This window comes from Salmonella sp. 32120201201600049SM, assembly GCF_017572835.1.
Lineage (GTDB): Bacteria > Pseudomonadota > Gammaproteobacteria > Enterobacterales > Enterobacteriaceae > Salmonella > Salmonella enterica.
Genome location: NZ_JAGESA010000008.1, coordinates 174872 through 195164, shown reverse-complemented (window position 1 = coordinate 195164; position 20293 = coordinate 174872). Strand labels below are relative to the sequence as shown.

General features: G+C 52.4%; 20 protein-coding genes and 2 pseudogenes. 8 read left to right on the top strand and 14 right to left on the bottom strand.

Annotation, left to right across the window (positions count from 1 at the left end; genetic code table 11):
* The 4 genes and pseudogenes from J4650_RS22860 to J4650_RS16725 form a co-directional block, all read right to left on the bottom strand.
* Positions 1–82, bottom strand: an 82-nt coding sequence (locus J4650_RS22860; protein WP_227492433.1) for a hypothetical protein, incomplete at its 3' end; no start/stop codon positions are given.
* Positions 79–441 (bottom strand): GtrA family protein, encoded by a 363-nt coding sequence (locus J4650_RS16735; protein WP_000915523.1) that lies wholly within the window; start codon positions 439–441, stop codon positions 79–81. The genes J4650_RS16735 and J4650_RS22860, both read right to left, overlap by 4 nt.
* A 424-nt stretch (positions 442–865) precedes the next feature.
* Complete coding sequence (locus J4650_RS16730) at positions 866–1075, bottom strand: hypothetical protein (protein ID WP_000981672.1); 210 nt, start codon at positions 1073–1075, stop codon at positions 866–868.
* A 235-nt stretch (positions 1076–1310) separates the two neighbouring features.
* Positions 1311–1685 (bottom strand): annotated as a pseudogene (locus tag J4650_RS16725) (ATP-binding protein); the annotation flags it as partial.
* A gap of 9 nt (positions 1686–1694) precedes the next feature.
* On the opposite strand from J4650_RS16725, the pseudogene J4650_RS16720 reads away from it, so the two are divergent.
* Positions 1695–1913, top strand: a pseudogene (locus J4650_RS16720) (efflux RND transporter permease subunit); the annotation flags it as partial.
* 17 nt (positions 1914–1930) lie between these two features.
* Here J4650_RS16720 and rclR read toward each other — a convergent pair.
* Positions 1931–2785 carry a reactive chlorine-specific transcriptional regulator RclR gene (gene rclR / locus J4650_RS16715; protein ID WP_023182280.1) on the bottom strand — a complete coding sequence of 285 codons (855 nt, stop codon included), beginning with the start codon at positions 2783–2785 and terminating at the stop codon, positions 1931–1933.
* A 215-nt stretch (positions 2786–3000) separates the two neighbouring features.
* Here rclR and rclA point away from each other — a divergent pair, with 215 nt between their 5' ends.
* The 3 genes from rclA (at position 3001) to rclC (ending at position 5292) form a co-directional block, all read left to right on the top strand.
* On the top strand, positions 3001–4326 hold the full coding sequence (gene rclA / locus J4650_RS16710) for a reactive chlorine resistance oxidoreductase RclA (RefSeq protein ID WP_023993242.1): 1326 nt from the start codon (positions 3001–3003) through the stop codon (positions 4324–4326).
* A 156-nt stretch (positions 4327–4482) separates the two neighbouring features.
* On the top strand, positions 4483–4719 hold the full coding sequence (gene rclB / locus J4650_RS16705) for a reactive chlorine resistance periplasmic protein RclB (RefSeq protein WP_000922168.1): 237 nt from the start codon (positions 4483–4485) through the stop codon (positions 4717–4719).
* Between the two features lie 12 nt (positions 4720–4731).
* On the top strand, positions 4732–5292 hold the full coding sequence (rclC, locus tag J4650_RS16700) for a reactive chlorine resistance membrane protein RclC (protein WP_000362177.1): 561 nt from the start codon (positions 4732–4734) through the stop codon (positions 5290–5292).
* A gap of 78 nt (positions 5293–5370) precedes the next feature.
* Here the strand turns inward: rclC and J4650_RS16695 are convergent, their stop codons facing one another.
* Complete coding sequence (locus tag J4650_RS16695) at positions 5371–6546, bottom strand: DnaJ family molecular chaperone (RefSeq protein ID WP_001033453.1); 1176 nt, start codon at positions 6544–6546, stop codon at positions 5371–5373.
* A 324-nt stretch (positions 6547–6870) separates the two neighbouring features.
* On the opposite strand from J4650_RS16695, the gene pheP reads away from it, so the two are divergent.
* Positions 6871–8265, top strand: a complete 1395-nt coding sequence (gene pheP / locus J4650_RS16690) for a phenylalanine transporter (protein WP_023993241.1) — start codon at positions 6871–6873, stop codon at positions 8263–8265.
* A 41-nt stretch (positions 8266–8306) separates the two neighbouring features.
* On the opposite strand, the gene J4650_RS16685 is transcribed toward pheP, so the two are convergent.
* Positions 8307–9554 carry a mechanosensitive ion channel family protein gene (locus tag J4650_RS16685; protein ID WP_001156978.1) on the bottom strand — a complete coding sequence of 416 codons (1248 nt, stop codon included), beginning with the start codon at positions 9552–9554 and terminating at the stop codon, positions 8307–8309.
* A 310-nt stretch (positions 9555–9864) separates the two neighbouring features.
* Between J4650_RS16685 and J4650_RS16680 the strand changes: the two genes are divergently transcribed.
* Positions 9865–11835: an autotransporter domain-containing esterase gene (locus tag J4650_RS16680; RefSeq protein ID WP_023993240.1), complete on the top strand. Its 1971-nt coding sequence runs from the start codon at positions 9865–9867 to the stop codon at positions 11833–11835.
* A gap of 265 nt (positions 11836–12100) precedes the next feature.
* Here the strand turns inward: J4650_RS16680 and nfsB are convergent, their stop codons facing one another.
* From nfsB to J4650_RS16665, 3 genes are all read right to left on the bottom strand, one after another.
* The gene (nfsB, locus tag J4650_RS16675) at positions 12101–12754 is read right to left on the bottom strand and encodes an oxygen-insensitive NAD(P)H nitroreductase (protein ID WP_000355868.1); all 654 of its coding nucleotides are present in this window, start codon (positions 12752–12754) and stop codon (positions 12101–12103) included.
* A gap of 96 nt (positions 12755–12850) precedes the next feature.
* On the bottom strand, positions 12851–13219 hold the full coding sequence (locus J4650_RS16670) for an MmcQ/YjbR family DNA-binding protein (RefSeq protein WP_023231625.1): 369 nt from the start codon (positions 13217–13219) through the stop codon (positions 12851–12853).
* The gene (locus J4650_RS16665) at positions 13219–13800 is read right to left on the bottom strand and encodes a TetR/AcrR family transcriptional regulator (RefSeq protein WP_000113609.1); all 582 of its coding nucleotides are present in this window, start codon (positions 13798–13800) and stop codon (positions 13219–13221) included. The genes J4650_RS16670 and J4650_RS16665 overlap by 1 nt, the downstream gene beginning before the upstream one ends.
* Positions 13801–14088: 288 nt before the next feature.
* Here J4650_RS16665 and J4650_RS16660 point away from each other — a divergent pair, with 288 nt between their 5' ends.
* A complete protein-coding gene (locus J4650_RS16660) occupies positions 14089–14430 on the top strand; it encodes a RamA family antibiotic efflux transcriptional regulator (RefSeq protein ID WP_000155631.1) in 342 nt (113 codons plus the stop codon).
* 5 nt (positions 14431–14435) lie between these two features.
* Here the strand turns inward: J4650_RS16660 and J4650_RS16655 are convergent, their stop codons facing one another.
* The 4 genes from J4650_RS16655 to J4650_RS16640 form a co-directional block, all read right to left on the bottom strand.
* Positions 14436–14684: a DUF1158 family protein gene (locus J4650_RS16655; RefSeq protein ID WP_000682497.1), complete on the bottom strand. Its 249-nt coding sequence runs from the start codon at positions 14682–14684 to the stop codon at positions 14436–14438.
* A gap of 66 nt (positions 14685–14750) precedes the next feature.
* On the bottom strand, positions 14751–15869 hold the full coding sequence (locus J4650_RS16650; protein WP_023993236.1) for a YbdK family carboxylate-amine ligase: 1119 nt from the start codon (positions 15867–15869) through the stop codon (positions 14751–14753).
* 11 nt (positions 15870–15880) lie between these two features.
* Positions 15881–16585, bottom strand: coding sequence for an enterobactin synthase subunit EntD (gene entD, locus J4650_RS16645; protein ID WP_023993235.1), 705 nt, complete (start codon positions 16583–16585; stop codon positions 15881–15883).
* Between the two features lie 45 nt (positions 16586–16630).
* Positions 16631–18886 (bottom strand): TonB-dependent siderophore receptor, encoded by a 2256-nt coding sequence (locus tag J4650_RS16640; RefSeq protein WP_001034968.1) that lies wholly within the window; start codon positions 18884–18886, stop codon positions 16631–16633.
* 188 nt (positions 18887–19074) lie between these two features.
* Here J4650_RS16640 and fes point away from each other — a divergent pair, with 188 nt between their 5' ends.
* The gene (gene fes / locus J4650_RS16635; RefSeq protein ID WP_023993234.1) at positions 19075–20289 is read left to right on the top strand and encodes an enterochelin esterase; all 1215 of its coding nucleotides are present in this window, start codon (positions 19075–19077) and stop codon (positions 20287–20289) included.
* The last annotated feature ends 4 nt before the right edge of the window (positions 20290–20293 follow it).

Here is a 20293-nt window from a genome sequence, read left to right as displayed (position 1 = left end):
CTTCAAACTCGCGAACCGTTTTATAGAAAATAGGTATCGTGGCTTCTTCATTGAAGACCGGAACGACTAACGAGACTTTCATTTCGCATCCCTAAAGACAATGAACTTTGAATAAATGAATCCGCATATCAGGCTGATAGCTGAAAAGGTGACAAGAGTAAGGAGTGGCGGCAGGGAACATTTGTCAGCCATCCAGCCAACAACGGCGCTCAGTGTTCCCATAAACCCCACGTACATCATGTAGCGAAGCGTGGTGGTGCTGGCATTAAAGGTGAAGCGCGCATTGGCATAGAAGCTGAACGATACGGCGATAACAAAACCGGAAAAGTTCGCCAGCGCCTGATGCGTATGCATCCCATACACACAAAAAGCAAATACGCCCCAATGAATAAGCGTGTTAAGAACACCGATCGATGTGTACTTAGCGAATAACTTCAACATTATGAAAATCAGCGGATTCGGAAAGGTCTGGAGTGTAACACTACAAATTGCTTTGATCGATATAAACGATCAATAATGTGATATTTGATAGTTTAAACTTATTGTTATATTATTAATTGATCGTTGTTACCGATCAATAGGTATTGCTGATTGCTAAGTAGTTTGGGACAAAAACGGGACACACAAAGCTTTGCATTGGTTTGCAAGGCTTTGCATGTTTTTCGAGGATGGGGCGAGTGTGAGCGCCGTAGTAATGGGATAACTTGTTGTTAGCTCAGGTAGTTCCAGGAACATCTAAGCCGCGGGTCGCAGGTTCGAATCCTGCAGGGCGCGCCATTTAACCTCTCAAAATTATGTTAATCCGTAAGCTTCTGCGGGGGCGACGTTGCGCCATCCGCAGTACGTGACGCTAATATGCAAATAACTAATTGCGTTTAATCTGTTTATGGTGCTCCTCAGCCTGGATCTCGTGGGAGAAAGAATGGGCATTATTCATCGATTGATGGATGACCATTGCTTTTTCATAGTCGTCCATTTCAGAAAAGGATGTCGCATTTTCCACAGTAGCCGGGGCGCTGGTTTTCTGTGTCTGAGCCATTTGCTGATGCGCGAAGGCGTCACCGTTATTCATCATCTCATGCGCCGTGGCGGATAATTGGCGAGATTCCATTTTCTCTGCGGCTTTTACGCCAGCTGAAATAAAAAAACGACAGCTAAAAGGGATGTAAACTTATTCATCTTATTTCTCCGGTGTGGGTTAATAAGAGAAATAATAAAACAGTCGTTGGGGCTGGCGCGTGACAGGATAATGACGATTATATCAGATTATTTTGCTGGCTAGTGATAGCGCCTTTCACTATCGCTACAGTTCAACGGAGGTGTTTGGGTAATGTCAAAATAAAACGAGTAGCGCGCGTATCGGAGGTGACAGAAACTTTTCCCTGATGCGCAATGACGATGGATTTTACAATTGCCAGGCCTATACCGCTGCCTTCCCCTTTACGCTGGCGGGAGGGATCAACCCGATAAAAACGATCGAAAAGGCGCGGCAAATGTTCCGGCGCGATTGGCGTACCGGGGTTTTCAACAATAATATGTATCTGGTCGTCCGCTTCTTTTATCCGAAGAGTAATGGTTTTACCTGGCGGCGTATAGCGCATCGCATTAGAGAGTAAATTACTGATCGCTCTGCGCAGCATGATGGGATCGCCGGTGATTCAGCAGGCGCGGCCTTCAAAGCGCAAGCTCCCAACACCTTTTCGGCAGAAACACTCAATGAGGCGCTCTACCACGGGGCGGTGCTCCGGGTGCGGCCAAAAGCCATGACGGTAGCGGTGATTATCGCCGGTCTGCTACCTGTTTTATGGGGGACCGGCGCGGGTTCTGAGGTGATGAGCCGTATTACCGCGCCGTTGCTGTCGCTGTTCATCATTCCGGCAGCCTACAAGCTGATGTGGCTGCGCAGGCATCGTCGCCTTGCGGCACACGTTTATCGTCCGAGCGCGTTGACCCGTTTGCGGTACTCGCCTGGTGTACAACCGAATTCACGGACAAAAGCTTTGTGAAAAGAAGATTCGCTCGCATAACCTACCGACTCGGCAATCACCATCACCGGCAGCGCTTCACGCGACAGGGTCTGGGCGGCGATTTGCAGGCGCAGCGTTGTTAACACGGCTAAGGGCGTTGTAGCGGACACGTCGCGAAATAGCTGGGCGAAGCTCGCCCGCGACATGTGTACCCGTTGCGCCAGCGTTTCGACCGTCCAGGGATGCGCCGGTGTTTCCAGCATGTGAAGGATCACGCGGCCCAGCCGGGGATGCAGCAATAAATTGAGCACGCTTTTCGCTGTGCCAGCCTGCGATAGCCAGTCGCGAACGGCGAGGGTAAACAGCGTGGCGCACTGCTGACTGTATAAGACATCAGCGCCAGGTAAATGGCGTTCTGACTCCTGCTGTAACAGCAAAATGGCGGCGTTAAGCCAGATACTGGCGGGGCTATGCGGCGGCGGGGCAAGACATAACACTTCCGGCAACGCGGTAAGGAAATAACGTGACGTCGTGTGCAGACGTAGACTACCGCACACGATATGTGTCGGTGCTTCGCCAGACTGGCGCAAACGGTGGGCGGAGTTTTGCGGCAGAATCACCACCTTTCCCGGCGTAAGTATCATGGCGTCGCCGGTAGGTATTTCCAGTTGCGCTTCGCCCTGTGTAACGGTATGCCAGCGAATCACCGATAGCTCGCCAGCGGCGTGCGGTAACTGCCAGTCGCCGCCTAACGGGCAATTCTTGTCGATTGAGCCCTGAGGGGCGTTAAGCGTCAATAGCCGACTAAGCGCATCCATATAGACTCCAGAACAGATTTATTTTCAAAACTAGAGATAACCATTTCTGTCTCTGATCACTATATTTCGGACTCAATGTCATTTCTACCCTTGTTTTTGCTAACCGCCAATTTAGACGATAAGACAAAAAATGACGCGTTGCGGATAACCCTGTCTTTTTTGACGTTATTTATACTTGTCCTGACAAACAGATGGTGATTTGGCGGAGAAAGAAGATGACACAGTATCAGGCGCTCATTATTGGTTTTGGCAAGGCAGGAAAAACGTTGGCGGCAACTCTGGCGAAGACGGGATGGCGCGTGGCGATTATCGAACAGTCCGCCAGTATGTTCGGCGGAACCTGCATCAACATTGGCTGTATTCCAACGAAAACGCTGGTGCATGACGCGGAACGTGAGGGCGATTTTTCTGTCGCCATGCAACGCAAAGCGGCGGTCGTAAATTTTTTACGCGACAAAAATTTTCATAATCTTGCCGACCTGGACAATGTCGATGTGATTGAGGGAAGGGCGGAGTTTATTAATAACCATACCTTACGGGTATTTCAGGCGGACGGCGAGCGGGTGTTACGGGGAGAAAAGATCTTCATTAATACTGGCGCAGAGTCGGTGATCCCGGCTATTACGGGCTTAACAACGACGGCAGGGGTGTTCGATAGCACCGGGCTACTCAGCCTGAGCCAGCGTCCGGCGCGGCTGGGGATTTTAGGCGGCGGTTATATTGGCCTTGAATTTGCCTCAATGTTTGCCAACTTCGGTACGAAGGTCACTATCTTTGAAGCAGCGCCGCAATTCCTGCCTCGTGAAGATCGGGATATCGCGCAGGCAATTACCCGTATTTTACAGGAAAAGGGCGTCGAGCTGATTTTAAACGCCAACGTACAGGCCGTATCCTCAAAGGAGGGCGCGGTACAAGTTGAAACGACGGAAGGCGCGCATCTTGTGGATGCCCTGCTGGTGGCGTCGGGGCGAAAACCGGCGACGGCTGGCTTACAGTTGCAGAACGCCGGCGTGGCGGTGAACGAACGTGGCGGGATCATCGTGGATGATTACCTGCGTACCACGGCGGACAATATCTGGGCGATGGGCGATGTTACCGGTGGGTTGCAGTTTACCTATATTTCACTGGATGATTTCCGTATTGTACGCGACGGGTTATTGGGAGATGGCAAACGCAGTACCCGCGATCGCCAGAACGTTCCATACTCCGTCTTTATGACGCCGCCGCTCTCTCGTGTCGGGCTGACGGAAGAGCAAGCGCGGGCAAGCGGCGCAACGGTGCAGGTGGTGACATTACCGGTGGCGGCGATCCCTCGCGCCCGTGTTATGAACGATACCCGTGGTGTACTAAAAGCGGTAGTGGACGTGAATACGCAGCGTATTGTAGGGGTGTCATTGTTATGCGTTGATTCTCATGAAATGATTAATATCGTTAAAACCGTTATGGATGCAGATTTACCTTATACGGTGTTACGCGACCAGATATTTACCCATCCTACAATGAGTGAGTCTTTAAACGATCTCTTCTCTCTCATTAAGTAAAACATAAATAACGTAGCCCTGTTAATCAGGGCTTTTTTTTGCCTGTCAGGCTATAAAAATACGCCAGGACAAATATGCTGGCGTCTGAAAGAAAAGGCTTTAGTCAGGCATAACGTATTATAACACCATTGAAATAACCCACGACTGGAAATCTCGATGTTAAAAGTTACCACGCTTATTGCTTCATTATTGGCTGCGCCGCTGGCGTTTTCCGCTTCCGCCCAGCCGCTAACCGACGTTGAATATATCAGCGTTTCTGCGGTGGCAGCAACGCCGTCAATGCTTGAAGACGCTATTGCCAGACTGGCGCAAAGTAAACAGGCGTCGTCATGGAAAATTACGTCAATGCGTATTGATAATACGGGTTACGCCACTGCGATTTTATATAAGTAAGGAGAGCCTGAGATGGATAAATATCTTCGTCTGTTAAGTCAGGGGGATCGGCTGGGATTAACATTAATTCGCCTGAGTATCGCCATCGTTTTTATCTGGATTGGACTACTAAAATTTGTGCCCTATGAGGCAGACAGTATTACCCCGTTTGTAGCGAACAGCCCGTTTATGTCTTTTTTCTATGAACATCCGGAAGAATATCGTCAGCATCTGACTCATGAGGGCGAACTAAAACCGGAGGAACGCGCCTGGCAAACGGCCAATAATACGTATGCGTTTTCGGATGGTCTGGGCGTGGTGGAATTGATTATCGCGGCGCTGGTACTGGCTAACCCTGTCAGCCGCTGGTTAGGGCTGGCAGGCGGCGTGCTGGCATTCCTGACGCCATTTGTCACGCTGTCGTTTTTAATCACTACGCCGGAGGCCTGGGTTATGCCGCTGGGCGATGCGCATTATGGTTTTCCGTATTTATCGGGCGCCGGGCGGCTGGTATTAAAAGATACGTTAATGCTGGCAGGTGCGGTGATGATCATGGCGGATTCCGCCCGTTCGTTACTTTTACAGCGCCAGTAGCGACCCTCTTACCCTCTTTATGCCGCGATTCGTCGGGTGGCGCTTGCGCCATCCGACAATGTGTTGATGAATGATGGACTACCCTGACAGAAGTTCCTGTTCCACCTGTTGAACCTGCGCCTCCAGCGTATTGCGAATTTCGGTTAGCGCCCGTTCCTGCTCGGAGAAATAGGCTTCCTTATCCGCAACGGAAGAGGCGAGCCGCCAGGCATTTTCCGTTTCCAGCTGCGTTATCTCTTTCAACAGCGCGTCGATTTGCGTGCGGAGCTGGCGTATTTTATGGCGCAGATGTTCCAGGTTATTGAGCCTGTCGCTTGCCATCATCGGTTCCAGACCGCTTTGCAACTGTGTCAGTAACGCGCGAATTGCCGCCAGATCGGCATTCTGCCGCGCCTGATTAAGTTGTACCATCATCTGGTGCGCTTTTTCTTTCAATTCATCGGCGACCACATCCGGGTGACACAGGCGGCTGGCCTGACGCCACAAACGTTTTAATTCATTGCGTTCGTCAGCCGACAAACGTTGATCGCGAGCGTAGCGGAATTGCGCTTCCTGCTGCTGCTCCCGGTACTGGTGATAGTCCTGTTCCGCATTTTCCTGCGCCTGGCGGAATGCGCTGTCGTCCTGATGGGAAAAATCCGCCTCCAGCTCGCGAATTTCCGCCAGCAACGCGGTGATTAACTCCGTCTGCTGCTGGATTCGCTGACGGATGCCCACCGCTTCGCGCGAGGCGGCATTCAATCCTGTCCACTGCTGTTTTAGCGTTGCCAGTTGATCCACGGCCTGGGAAATAAATTGCAGGCAGGATTGATAATCCTTTTCCCGGCGTTTTATTTCGGCTTCTTGCTTACGCTGCATACTCACCGCGAGCTGTTTACGCAACTCCAGAATACGGCTCATCAACGGCCCGAGACGCAGATGATAGAGGTCGTTGAAATCGTCGAGGATTTGTACCCGCGCATTTCGTTTGTCAATCAGATCGCGAAGTTGGGCTTCAAGCGCTTTCAGCTCCAGCTTACTGGCGGCAATAGAGGGATCTTGCCACGTCGAGAGCGCCCGTTGAGCCTGTAGCCAGGCGGCGATCTCTTGCATGGCGTCACTGAATCGACGAGCTTCAATCGCCTGGGCAATCGCGCTGATTACGGCATCCTGCGGCTCATTTTTCAGGTAGATGAGCTGCTGACGGATAATCTCTTCGTCCTCAAGTTCGATGGCGCTTTTGATGATCTCTAAACGTTTGATGATCTTATTCATGACGTTGATGCCTGGCGTGGCTCAAAAACGAATAACAGATACCAGGTCTGATTCACCTTTTTGAAAATACTGAAAAAATACTAAATGTATTCTGTAGGGTGTCGTACTTTTCGTCCAGAGTTATTCACATATTTTATACTCGGCGTCTGTCACCCGTAACGTTCTATATCGGCGCGCACTCTTTTCTTTTTACTCCCCGCGACATCTTTTTTACACGATAACGTTAACGTCCGGAGTTGAGCCTTGACAAACGATTGCGCCTTGCGGCAGCGAGAGCGAAATGTTAAAAGGTGCCCCTCAATAAAAACGATACAGGGGTAGGACGTGAAAAACGCGTCAACTGCATCCGGCGCCAGCGTGTCGGATGCCGCGTCGAAGAATGAACCGACGCTTCAACGGGGGTTGCAAAACCGCCATATTCAGCTAATCGCCCTGGGCGGCGCCATTGGCACCGGACTGTTTCTGGGCATCGGCCCGGCGATTCAAATGGCGGGGCCGGCTGTTTTGTTGGGCTATGGCGTTGCCGGGATTATCGCTTTTCTCATTATGCGCCAGTTGGGTGAAATGGTCGTGGAAGAGCCGGTTTCCGGATCGTTTGCCCACTTCGCCTGGAAATATTGGGGGCCGTTTGCGGGCTTTTTGTCGGGTTGGAACTATTGGGTCATGTTTGTGCTGGTCGGGATGGCGGAGCTGACCGCGGCGGGCATCTATATGCAGTACTGGCTGCCTGACGTACCAACATGGGTATGGGCGGCGGCGTTTTTTATTATCATTAATGCCGTGAATCTGGTGAACGTTCGTCTGTATGGCGAAACGGAATTCTGGTTCGCGCTGATTAAAGTGCTGGCGATTATCGGCATGATAGGTTTTGGTCTGTGGCTGCTGTTCTCCGGCCACGGCGGCGAACATGCCAGCATTGATAACCTCTGGCGTTATAACGGTTTCTTCGCTACCGGTTGGCATGGTTTGCTTCTGTCGCTGGCGGTGATTATGTTTTCTTTTGGCGGACTGGAGCTGATCGGCATTACTGCGGCGGAAGCGCGCGATCCGCAAAAAAGCATCCCGAAAGCGGTGAATCAGGTGGTATACCGTATTTTGCTGTTCTACATCGGTTCGCTGGTGGTGTTGCTGGCGCTCTATCCGTGGGTAGAGGTGAAATCCAATAGCAGCCCTTTTGTAATGATCTTCCATAACCTGGACAGTAATGTGGTGGCTTCGGCGCTGAATTTCGTTATTCTGGTCGCGTCGCTTTCGGTGTATAACAGCGGCGTTTATTCGAATAGCCGAATGCTGTTCGGCCTGTCCGTACAAGGCAATGCGCCGAAATTTTTAACCCGCGTCAGCCATCGCGGCGTACCGGTGAACTCGCTGATACTTTCCGGAGCGATTACCTCGCTGGTGGTGTTGATCAACTATCTGTTGCCGCAAAAAGCGTTTAGCCTGTTGATGGCGCTGGTTGTCGCGACGCTATTGCTAAACTGGATAATGATTTGTCTCGCGCATTTACGTTTTCGCGCGGCGATGCGTCGTAAAGGGCGCGAGACGCAATTTAAGGCGCTGTTCTATCCCGCCGGAAACTATTTGTGCATTGCGTTTCTGGCGCTGATTCTGGTGTTAATGTGTACGATGGACGATATGCGATTGTCGGCGATTTTGCTGCCGGTATGGATTGTATTCCTGTTTATCGCGTTTACCGTTTTGCGCCGTAAGTCTCATTAACTTTTTTGCCCGATCCCATGCTCATGCGATCGGGCAATCCATTAATGCCGCAATGTCCCTGACAGCGCGCGAATATCGCTGCCGGTCGGCGTCTGATGAATACGCAAGCCAAACTCTTCCACCACGGCAAAAATATGGTCGAAAATATCGGCCTGGATGCTCTCATATTCCAGCCACACGACGGTATTGGTAAAGGCGTAGATCTCTATCGGCAAACCATGATCGTCAGGCGCCAGTTGGCGTACCATCAGCGTCATATCTTTACGGATGCGCGGATGGTGGCGTAAATATTCGTTCAGATAGGCGCGAAATGTCCCGATATTGGTCATTCGGCGGTGATTTAAGGCTGATTCCGGCGCATCCAGCTGTTTATTCCATTCATCGATTTCCTGATGACGGCTGGTAAGGTACGGCTTTAACAGTTGCGCGGTTAACAGCCGCTGTTTTTCATCATCATCCAGAAAATGGATACTGGTCGCGTCAATATTAATGCTGCGTTTAATCCGGCGTCCGCCGGACGCAGACATGCCGCTCCAGTTTTTGAATGAGTCGGAAACCAGCGACCAGGTGGGAATGGTGGTGATGGTATTATCCCAGTTGCGTACTTTTACCGTGGTTAAGCCAATATCAATGACCGCGCCATCTGCGCCATATTTTGGCATCTCCAGCCAGTCGCCCAGTTTGAGCATATCGTTGGCGGAAAGCTGGATACCGGCAACCAGGCCAAGAATCGGGTCTTTAAAGACCAGCATTAATACCGCGGCCATCGCGCCCAGCCCGCTGATTAAAATTGCTGGTGACTGGCCAATCAGCAGTGAGATCATCAGAATGCCGACGATAATTGCGCCGATGAGCTTAATGCCCTGAAATATTCCTTTTAGCGGCAACTGAGAGGCGGCGGGCCATTTTTGCGATAGATTGAAAATCACGTCCAGCAGAGAAAATAACGACAGCAGGGCGTAGGTCATAATCCATAACTGCGCGCAGGTCGTCAGGATATCCGCAGCCTCACTGCCTTTTTGTAGCCAGAGCGCGGCCTGAATATTGACAATGATGCCTTGCAGCGTAAAAGCCAGACGATGGAATAATTTATTCTGGGTAATAATTTGCAGCCACAGGCGGGAACTGGCGCTGGCGCGTTTTTCGAAAGCGCGCAGTACTATCCAGTGCAAAATAATATGCACGACAACTGCTGTCAGAAAAATAATACCAAATATCACCACCAGCGACGTGGTGTGATTCATTTCAATTCCCGCTAAATCTTCTACCCGGGATATCAATTCCTGCATAATCTCTCCTTTATAAACAGCAGCCTATGATGACTGCTGAATGGCATTTATGCAAATCAGGACGCCTGCGCTTCAGGCATAATCAGCAACAGACGGGTAAAAGCGCCTCTGGGGTTATCCATACGCTATATTTTATCCAGCGCCCTGTAAACGTCGTTATTTTACGCGGTTCCCTCTTTTTGAACAGGCGCCAGTCCGTCAACAATGAATGAAAACTTTTTAACCAGAATGTTTAAAACGATTGCAATATCTCTGTCGGATAATGATTAGCACCGTCGTACCTATCAACAATAACATTAAGGAACATCGGATGACCCAAAAGCGTACCCTGCTAAAATACGGCATACTCTCGCTGGCGCTGGCCGCGCCATTATCTGCCTGTGCGTTTGACTCTCTTACGGTAATTGGCGATAGCCTTAGCGATACCGGAAATAACGGTCGCTGGACCTGGGATAGTGGTCAAAATAAGCTCTACGACGAACAGTTGGCCGAACGATATGGGCTGGAATTAAGCCCTTCCAGCAATGGCGGCTCTAATTATGCCGCCGGCGGCGCGACGGCGACCCCGGAATTAAACCCGCAGGATAATACCGCCGATCAGGTACGGCAGTGGCTTGCCAAAACGGGGGGAAAAGCCGACCACAACGGTTTGTATATTCACTGGGTCGGCGGAAACGATCTGGCGGCGGCCATCGCGCGACCTGCCATGGCACAGCAAATAGCCGGTAATAGCGCCACTAGCGCGGCGGCGCAGGTAGGGCTGTTACTGGATGCCGGCGCCGGGCTGGTCGTGGTGCCAAACGTACCGGATATTAGTGCGACGCCAATGCTTCTGGAGGCGGTAATCACCGCCGGGCTGGGCGCAGCGGCGCCCCCGGCGCTAAAAGCGGCGTTAGAGGCGCTGGCGGAGGGCGCTACGCCCGATTTCGCCAGTCGGCAACAGGCGATCCGCAAGGCGTTGCTGGCGGCGGCTGCAACGGTAAGCAGCAATCCGTTTATTCAGCAACTGCTCGTTGAGCAACTGCTGGCGGGCTATGAAAAGGCGGCAGGGCAGGCGTCAGCTCTGACCGATTATTATAATCAGATGGAAGAGAAGGGGCTGGAGCAACACGGCGGCAATATAGCCCGTGCCGATATCAACGGCCTCTTTAAGGAAATTCTTGCCAACCCACAGGCGTTTGGTCTGACAAATACCGTAGGCATGGCCTGCCCGCCGGGCGTATCCGCTTCGGCGTGCTCCTCGGCAATGCCTGGATTTAATGCGTCGCAGGACTATCTGTTTGCCGATCATTTACATCCCGGTCCGCAGGTCCATACCATTATTGCGCAATATATCCAGTCGATCATTGCCGCGCCGGTACAGGCGACATACCTGAACCAAAGCGTTCAGTCGATGGCGCAAGGCAGTCGTACCACGCTTGACAGCCGTTATCAGCAGCTTCGCCAGGGGGAAAATCCTGTTGGTTCACTGGGCATGTTCGGTGGATACAGCGGGGGATATCAACGTTATGATAATAATGAGGCCGACGGGAGCGGTAATCATAATAATCTGACGGTTGGCGTCGATTATCAGCTTAACGAGCAGGTACTGCTGGGAGGGCTGATAGCCGGTTCTCTGGATAAGCAACATCCTGACGATAATTATCGTTATGATGCCCGCGGTTTTCAGGCCGCCGTATTCAGCCATTTACGCGCCGGTCAGGCGTGGCTGGATAGCGATTTACACTACCTGTCCGCTAAATTCAGTAACATTCAGCGCAGTATCACGCTCGGTGCGCTAAGACGGGTGGAAGAGGGCGAAACCAACGGTCGGCTGTGGGGCGCGAGGTTAACCAGTGGTTATGATTTTGTCATGATGCCGTGGTTAACGACCGGACCGATGCTGCAATATGCATGGGATTACAGCCACGTTAATGGTTATAGCGAGAAGCTCAATACCAGTACATCAATGCGTTTTGGCGACCAAAACGCCCATTCGCAGGTGGGTAGCGCGGGTTGGCGTCTGGATCTCCGCCACAGCATCATTCACTCCTGGGCGCAGATTAATTATCGCCGTCAGTTTGGCGATGATACGTATGTGGCGAACGGCGGCCTTAAATCGACCGCGCTGACGTTTAGCCGCGACGGAAAAACGCAGGATAAAAACTGGGTTGATATCGCGATTGGCGCAGATTTTCCGCTGTCGGCAACGGTGTCCGCTTTCGCCGGGCTGTCGCAAACGGCAGGGTTAAGCGATGGCAATCAAACCCGTTATAACGTTGGGTTTAGCGCCCGATTTTGATGACACGCCAGGGAGGGCCAACCCCGTGGTGACAATATCGCCATCGTAGGCGCAACCGGTGTCACGCCGTTTTCTCCTTCATCCAGATAGGGGGTATCCAGATATGGCAAACGGCGTGCCAGTTTTAAATGTTATTTATTTTCAATATCTTGAAAGAGAAAGTTAACACTAGCGATGTAAAACCTGGCACTTCGCGCCATTGATCATTGGGGAACCTGGCAGAAAGGTGAAAAAAGCCGGACGGGCGTCCGGCTTAGGCAGGGGATTAGACTTCCGTCAGTGTGGTTTCAAGCGGCAGACGTGATTTCGGCAGCCCGGCGTTGAAATCCTCGACGCTATGATGGCCGACCGGCACCACGACCAGACTGGTATAGCCTTTTTCTTTCAGACCAAATTCAGCGTCGAGCACCTCGGCGTCGAAACCTTCAATGGGGACGGCGTCGAGACCCATCGCGGCGACGCCCAGCAGAAAGTTGCCGACGTTCAGATAAACCTGTTTCGCCATCCACTGGTGGTCATCTTTCAGCGAGACGCGGTGCATATCGGCGAAAAAGCGGCGACCTTTATCATTTGCCGCTTTAGCTTCCGGCGTAGCGAAACGGCCATCGGCTTCTTCCTGATCGACGACGCGCTCAAGCCATGCGTCATCCATCGCGGTTTTCGCGCAGAAGACCACCACATGGGAGGCGTCTAACATTTTACGTTCGTTAAACACATAATTGGCGGCGGCGGATTTTGCGACACGCGCTTTGCCCTCTTCCGTACTGGCGACAATAAAGTGCCACGGCTGGGAATTGGTGCTGGAGGGGCTGTACTGTAGTAGTGTTTTTATTTTATCCGCTTCTTCGGCGGTCAGTTTTTTGCTGGGATCGAACGCCTTAGTGGAGTAGCGCTTTAAGGCGACAGAAACGATATCCATAAATGCTCCTGGTTGGTTTAGTACCCTTTTGTATCAGCAGGGTACCGGGTTATCGGTAAAAAGATAAGGGAGGAAAATGCGAAAACGGTTATTGCATCAGCGCGGTCGCAGGCGCAGTTGCTCTCTTTTAGGCAGCCCGTCTACGACCAGATTCCATGAGTCATTTATCAAATCGTTGAGTAGCGAGACGGTGATATCCTCGCCCGCATAGACTGAAATCCAGTGTTTCTTATTCATGTGATAGCCAGGCGCAATGCTGGGGTAAATTTGTTGATTTACCAGGGATTTTTGGGGATCCGACTTCAGGTTCACCACTGGGCGACAGTGATGTTCAGTGAACAGCATGAATATTTTGCCGCCGACTTTAAACACATCGTACTGTGGGCCGAAAGGCCAGCAGTGTTCGGTAAAAGGCAGTTCCAGCGCACAGCGTTTTGCCCAGGCGTGCAGTGTTTGACCGTCCATTATTGCTCCTCGCGAGTCAGCGCGCGCCACATGGCTTCGAATCCCAGCGCAATATATTCGCCAGCGCGAGCGGGATCGCGCGCGGCGAAATCCATTGTTGTTTCAGCCAGCGCCAGAAAAAGGCCGTCGCCGAAGGCGCGGTACTCATCCGACATAAATACCATCAAAACGGAACGATGACATAAATCGCGCAATTCGGGGAACATATCGTCGGCCCGTTGTTCCGTCTCTTTGGTGAGCTTTTCGCTGACGGCCAGTTGACGGATCGCCCGATGGCGCGCGGGATGGTTCAGACCCCAACTGATGTAACTGTTCCAGATAAAACGGGTCATCATTTTGGCATCGGTAATGGATCGATCCAGCTCCATTATCATCGACTGGCAGAGATCCTGCTTTAAATGCAAATACAACGTGTTAATCAGCTCATCTTTGGTCGCGAAATAGCGAAACAATGTTCCTTCTGCAACACCTGCGTTACGCGCAATCACCGCCGTTGAGGCGGCGATACCGGATTGCGCTATCGCCTGGGTTGCCGCTTCCAGTAATGCTTGTTTTTTGTCTTCACTCTTCGGACGAGCCACTACACGTTACCCTTATGTCTGGAAAAACATGATTGAATCATGCCCGTTGTCGCGTCGCAACGGTGAATGTCAACCTTTGAAAAGTACCTTGACGGCGTATCTTTGCTTTCTATAATGAGTGCTTACTCACTCATAATCAAGGGCTGCCGCATGAAGTGGTAGAAAAGCATATTGCAGGCTATGCGATAAGCCGTCTCACAATTTATGTGGTTATTACTATGCTTATTGCTGTTGCCGTAAATGTGCGGTGCGGGAGCCGCTGACGAGTTTGATAGAGGGGAGAGCACGATGACCATTTCCGCTCAGGTTATCGACACGATTGTCGAGTGGATTGATGATAATTTGAATCAGCCGTTACGTATTGATGATATTGCCCGTCATGCGGGGTATTCCAAGTGGCACCTGCAGCGCCTTTTTATGCAGTACAAAGGGGAGAGTCTGGGACGCTACGTGCGTGAACGGAAGCTAAAACTGGCGGCGCGCGACCTGCTCGACACCGACCAGAAGGTGTATGATATTTGTCTCAAGTATGGTTTTGATTCGCAGCAAACCTTTACGCGCATTTTTACCCGCACGTTCAACCTGCCGCCAGGCGCTTATCGTAAAGAAAAGCATGGCCGTACGCATTGAAATGTTTAATCGGCCAGCGAAAACCAGCGCCGCCAGATAAAGCGAATGACATAATATTCCAGCGCGCCGAGCAACAGAAACCATAAACAAAACAACAAAGTATAAAGCTGGTTGAGATCCATAAGATGAAAGATCCCGACCAGTTTTTGCGCCAGCGCAAGGCCGAGCGAAGGGGCGGGCAGCAGCAGGCTGGAGAGCAACGCCATCAGCAAAATACCGGCAGCGGTCATCAATGATTCAAGCGGGTGTTTCATGGCTTTGTTAAACGTAAGTTAAAACGCCATTGTCCGGGATATCGCCTGGTAAGGCAAATATGTTGTCTATTGTCCCGCCCAGATTTCACAATGTTTTTGTACCAGACCTATCAGCGATCCGCCGTCGGCAATAAACTCCCGCATATATTGCGCTTCGTTACCGCCTTTTTTCACCTGCAGACGTAGCGCGTCAATGGCGCTGTCGGCGCCCAGCTTGCGCGCAGAGGGGGTAACGTTGTCCAGCAGGCGCAGCGTATCATCTGCCAGGCGACGGCGGTCGCCGGTATAGACATCGGTTAGCACGCCCTCCAGACCATAGCGGCAAGCCTGAAAACGGTTGAATTTATATAACAGATAGTCTTGTTCCTGCGGTTTAAAGGGACGCTCGGTCAGCAGCCAGTGCGTGGTCGCCTGAATCAACCCTGCCATATTGATGGCATGATCAAGGGTGAGCGGCGTATCCATCACCCGAACTTCTACCGTGCCAAAGGCCGGGCTGGGGCGGATATCCCAGTGCAAATCTTTGATGCTGTCGATCATCGTGGTGTAAGACAGACGGCGAAATAGTCCGGCAAACTCTTGCCAGTTACTGACCCACGGCATGGGACCGTTATCGGGAAAAGCGGAAAAAATATTCAGGCGCGCGCAGGCAAAACGGGTGTCAGATCCTTGCATATAGGGGGACGCGGCGGAGAGCGCAATAAAGTGCGGCACAAAATGCGACAGCCCGTGTAAAAGATAAATCGCATCGTCGCCATTCGCGCAGCCGACATGGACATGCTGGCCGAAAACCGTCGCCTGTTGAATTAAGTAGCCGAAATTTTCCAGCGTGCGTTGATAGCGCTCATTATCACAGACCTCCTGACGCTGCCATTTTTGAAAAGGGTGCGTACCGCCGCCGCAAATGCCGAGATGGTGTTCCGACGCCGCCTGTAAAATAACGTGCTGCATGGCAGAAAGTTGGGCCGCCACCTGGTCAATATCGCGGCAGACGCCCGTGGCCATCTCCAGCATACTTTCGGTGATATCGTGCTTAATTTCTCCCGCAGTAAGTTGGGGCTTAACGGCGTCGATCAGCGTAGAAGAGTCCTGACTTAAATCGTAGCCAGGTGGATTGATCACCTGCATCTCTAGCTCAATACCAAGCGTATAAGGTTCAGAAACGTGAAAATCATTCAGCGCCATAGCGATCTCATTTATCGGGGTATTGCGCTAAGTATAGAAGCGGGAGCGCTCCTGTCGTGGGGAAAGCGCGTTATTGCAGAAACTAGAGTAATAACGCTATTGCCACGTTGAAACCATTCTGTACGGACGGTACGTTCAGCCATCATGGCGGCAAAGGCTGGCAGCAGATGTAACGAGATGTGCGTGGCGGTAAGCGAGGTAACTTTTGCGCTATCGAATCCCGGGAGCGTGACGCGGTCTGAAAAGGCTTTATAAACGCTCTCTTTGGCGGAGAAAGCCAGCGTCAGGGCAAGCGGAAAAGGGAGCGAGCTCGCCTGGAGAATTTGGCGCTCATCGCTATCAATAATGGACGGCGCCAGCTCTGTCGCCGTGTGTTGACTCATGATTTTTTCTATATCAATGCCGATACGCTGTCGGGATATGACGGCCAGCGCCGTTGTCGCACAGTGGCTGATGCTGCCACATAGGCCGTCCGGCCATAGCGGCTGTCGCTTCTCGCCAATACCGGGCACTGTCCTGACGCCCACCTCGCGTAGCGCATGAACGGCGGCGATGCGGCCTGCCAGATGTTCAGCTTTACGCTTGCGTCCGGCAGACCGGAGCCGATCGTGATGAGGAAGCCATAGCAGGTCGTGTTCGTGAAAGCTGCTCGCATCAAAGTCGACGATATGCAGCCTGTGTCCGGCAAAGGGAAGGGGAAAATGAGATGTCAGCATCGTTTTTGCCAATTCCCTCCCCGAATGAGGGAGGGAAGGTTGCCATCAGAAATGGGTATTAATGCTCATATACCACGTACGTCCCGGTTCGTTATAGGTGTACGCGCCAGCACCCGCCATATAAGCGCCAGTTTGAGTATCCCTGACGGTTTGCGCGTTACCTTCACGCCACAGACGTTTGTCAAAGAGGTTATCCACGCCACCGGTCAGGCTGACATTTTTGGTCACGTCCCAGGTCGCGCTCAGGCCAACAATACTGTATGGGCTGACCGCTTGCTTATCTGTTCCGGTAACGGGGTTACCCTGATAATCATATTTCTTCGGCTCTTGTTTGCCGTACCAGGTGAAGGTCGATTGCAGAGAAACGTCCTGACGTACCTGCCAGCTCAGGGTTGAGTTAAGCGTGTACTGTGGAATAATCGACAGGCGTTCGCCGGTCTCTTTGTTTTTACTCTGCAGCATATACGTAACGTTATTCGTCCAGTTGACGGTGTCGCTAACCGGTACGTTTAACGTGCCTTCCAGACCTTCAACGACCGCTTTCGGCACGTTCTCCCACTGATAGACATCCGTTTTGCCGTTATTGATACGCTGCAACGGCACTGTACCCGCTTCAATCTTATTGCGGTAATCATTGCGGAACCAGGTGACGCCGGCCAGCCAGCCATCGCGTTTAAATTCCAGACCGATCTCTTTATTGATGCTGGTTTCGGCTTTCAGATCATCGTTACCCATCATATAGCAGCCGATGCCGGTACCCGCGCCAGTCGCGTAGCAACCCTGACCTTTACTGTACAAAATATAGTTTGGGTTAGTCTGGTACAGACTCGGGGCTTTATAAGCGCGGGCGATCCCCATTTTCAGGGTAAAGTCATCCCCCAGACCTTGCGACAGGTTCAGCGACGGGCTCCAGTTATCCCCCACAATACTGTGATGATCGAAACGTAGCCCCGGCGTCAGCATGGTGCTGTCGGTCAGTTCCATGTTGTTTTCAGCAAACAGAGAGAAAATTTCCGCTTTTGAATAGGGGCTACGATTGGTACTGCTGTAACCCGGGATATTTCCCCCCATAAAGGTTTGCGAGTTGGAGAGCTGGTCTTTCATACGCTGTTGGGCCCATTCGGTACCCAGCGTCAGGTTTTGATTGACCAGCAGATCGAAAGGAAGACTCACTTCGCTGTGTAGGGTGACGTCATTCAAATCGGCATCGGCATATTTTTGCGATGCTTTGGGATCGAAAATCCCTTCGGTGCCGCCTGCCAGGCCTTCCGGCATCCGGGAGTTACGGGTATGTTCGTATTGCACCCAGTTACTGGTGGTTACGCCATTATCCCAGCCGCCGTTCCAGGTCAGAGAGTAATTCTGCCGATAGAGGCGGTTCGTCTCTTTTCCGTAATTATCTTTCACCAGCTGGTTCGTATTGGTGTTCTGAGTATCGCCGGCATAGAGGTTGCCCTGGCGACTGTAACCGGCCTCCAGCTCCAGAGACTGAAGCGGAGCAAAATCCCAACGAACCACGCCGTTGATATCTTTGTTAATGACCCCCTCGCGTCCGGCTGGTAACGTGTCGGCGTAACTCCCGGTACGTTCAGACTGATGCCCCTGGTTAATATTACGCGCATCCGCCTGCGTTTTGTCGAGGTTGCCATACAGACGGAAGCTGAAATCCCCGCCCAGCGGGCCGTTCAGGCTAAAGTTAGTGCGTTTGGTCGCGCCTTCGTCTTTATGTTCCGGCGCGTTGAAATAGGTATTCCAGGAACCGTGCCACTCGCTACCGCCTTTTTTGGTAATGATATTGACCACGCCACCCGCCGCGCCGTTACCGTAGCGTGCGGCGGCAGGGCCACGCAGCACTTCAATGCGTTCGATCATCTCCGGCGGCACCCACGCGGTATCGCCGCGGGTATCGCGTTCGCCGCGCCAGCCCAGGCGCACCGAGTTACGGCTGGTGACGGGTTTACCGTCTATCAGGATGAGGGTGTTTTCCGGCCCCATGCCGCGAATATCGATTTGGCGGTTATTCCCGCGCTGACCGCTGGTGGAGTTGCCGGTCAGGTTCACGCCCGGCATGGTGCGGATGATTTCTGACACGTCGCGCGCGGGCGGATTTTTGCGGATCTCATCGGCGGTGATAGTGGATACGCCAGGCGCCTGTAGGTTTTGCTGGGCAGCGGTCACCACGATGGTGTCTTCATTGGTGAGCGCAGCGCTATCGGTTTTTTCTTCCGCCATCACGGGCAGAGCGGCCCCGTAAATCCCTAAATTGACCAGTAAGGTCAGGGAATGAATCTTCTTGTTCATTGTATATCCTGCTTTTCTTTAGCCACATAAGCCAAAGCGCCCGTCAAAGGCATTGGCCGGGTGGTGAAATTGTGTTCGCGCGTCCCATAGCGCGACAATACGCTATTGCAAATGCAAATAGTTATCAATAATATTATCAATATATTTCACCTTTTATATACAAAATTCATAATAAACACAGGGTTATAATGAAAGAGGCGCTGGCAACGGGAAGTGAGGCCTGGTGGAGGACGAAAACCGGGCCGGAATGGATACGGGAAAAAGACGGAAATTATCGGGTCACTTTTTGGTGGCGCGACCCGCAGGGAAACGAAACACACTCCCCGATACGGCGTGTCTGGGTCTACATCACTGGCGTAACCGATCATCATCAAAACGCGCAGCCTCAGACGATGGCGCGTATTGCCGGAACGGATGTCTGGCGCTGGAGCACGGCGCTTAGCGCTAACTGGCGCGGCAGCTACTGTTTTATTCCTACCGAGCGCGATGACGTTTTTGCCGCTTTTGCGCCGGGCGAAACGCCCGATCGGAACGCGCTGCGTGAAGGCTGGCGACAGCTATTACCGCAGGCGATTGCCGACCCGCTTAATTCGCAAAGCTGGCGGGGAGGACGTGGTCATGCAGTTTCAGCGCTGGAAATGCCGGATGCGCCCCTTCAGTCGGGATGGGATCGTCCTGAAACGCCGTACTCGCCGCCTTTGATGATGCAGTGGCATAGCGAACGTCTGGGTAACTCCCGCCGCGTATGGATATTGACGACCGGAGACGAGGCGCCGGAGGAAAGACCGTTGGCTATTCTGCTGGACGGTCAATTCTGGGCGGAAAATATGCCCGTCTGGCCCGCGCTCGCCTCGCTGACTCATCAACGCCTGCTTCCCGGTGCCGTCTATCTGCTGATTGACGCGATTGATACTCAACACCGCAGCCAGGAGTTGACCTGCAATGCCGACTTCTGGCTGGCAGTGCAGCAGGAACTGTTGCCGCAAGTCAGAGCCGTGACGCCTTTTAGCGATGATGCCGGACGAACGGTGGTCGCCGGACAGAGCTTTGGCGGCCTGTCGGCGCTGTATGCCGGCCTGAACTGGCCGACGCGTTTTGGCTGTGTACTGAGCCAGTCAGGATCGTTCTGGTGGCCCCATCGCATCACCCCGCCGGAGGGGGAAGTCATTACCCGGCTGAAAACCGGCGCATTGTGCGCGCGCGGACTGCGTATCGTACTGGAAGCCGGCGTGCGTGAGCCGATCGTGTTTCAGGCAAATCAGGCGCTTTATGCCCAACTGAATACCTCGCAGCAGTCCATTTTCTGGCGTCAGGTTGACGGCGGACACGATGCGTTTTGCTGGCGCGGCGGGCTAACGCAAGGGCTGATGCTGCTTTGGCAGCCGCTTATCGACACGCTTTAATCGG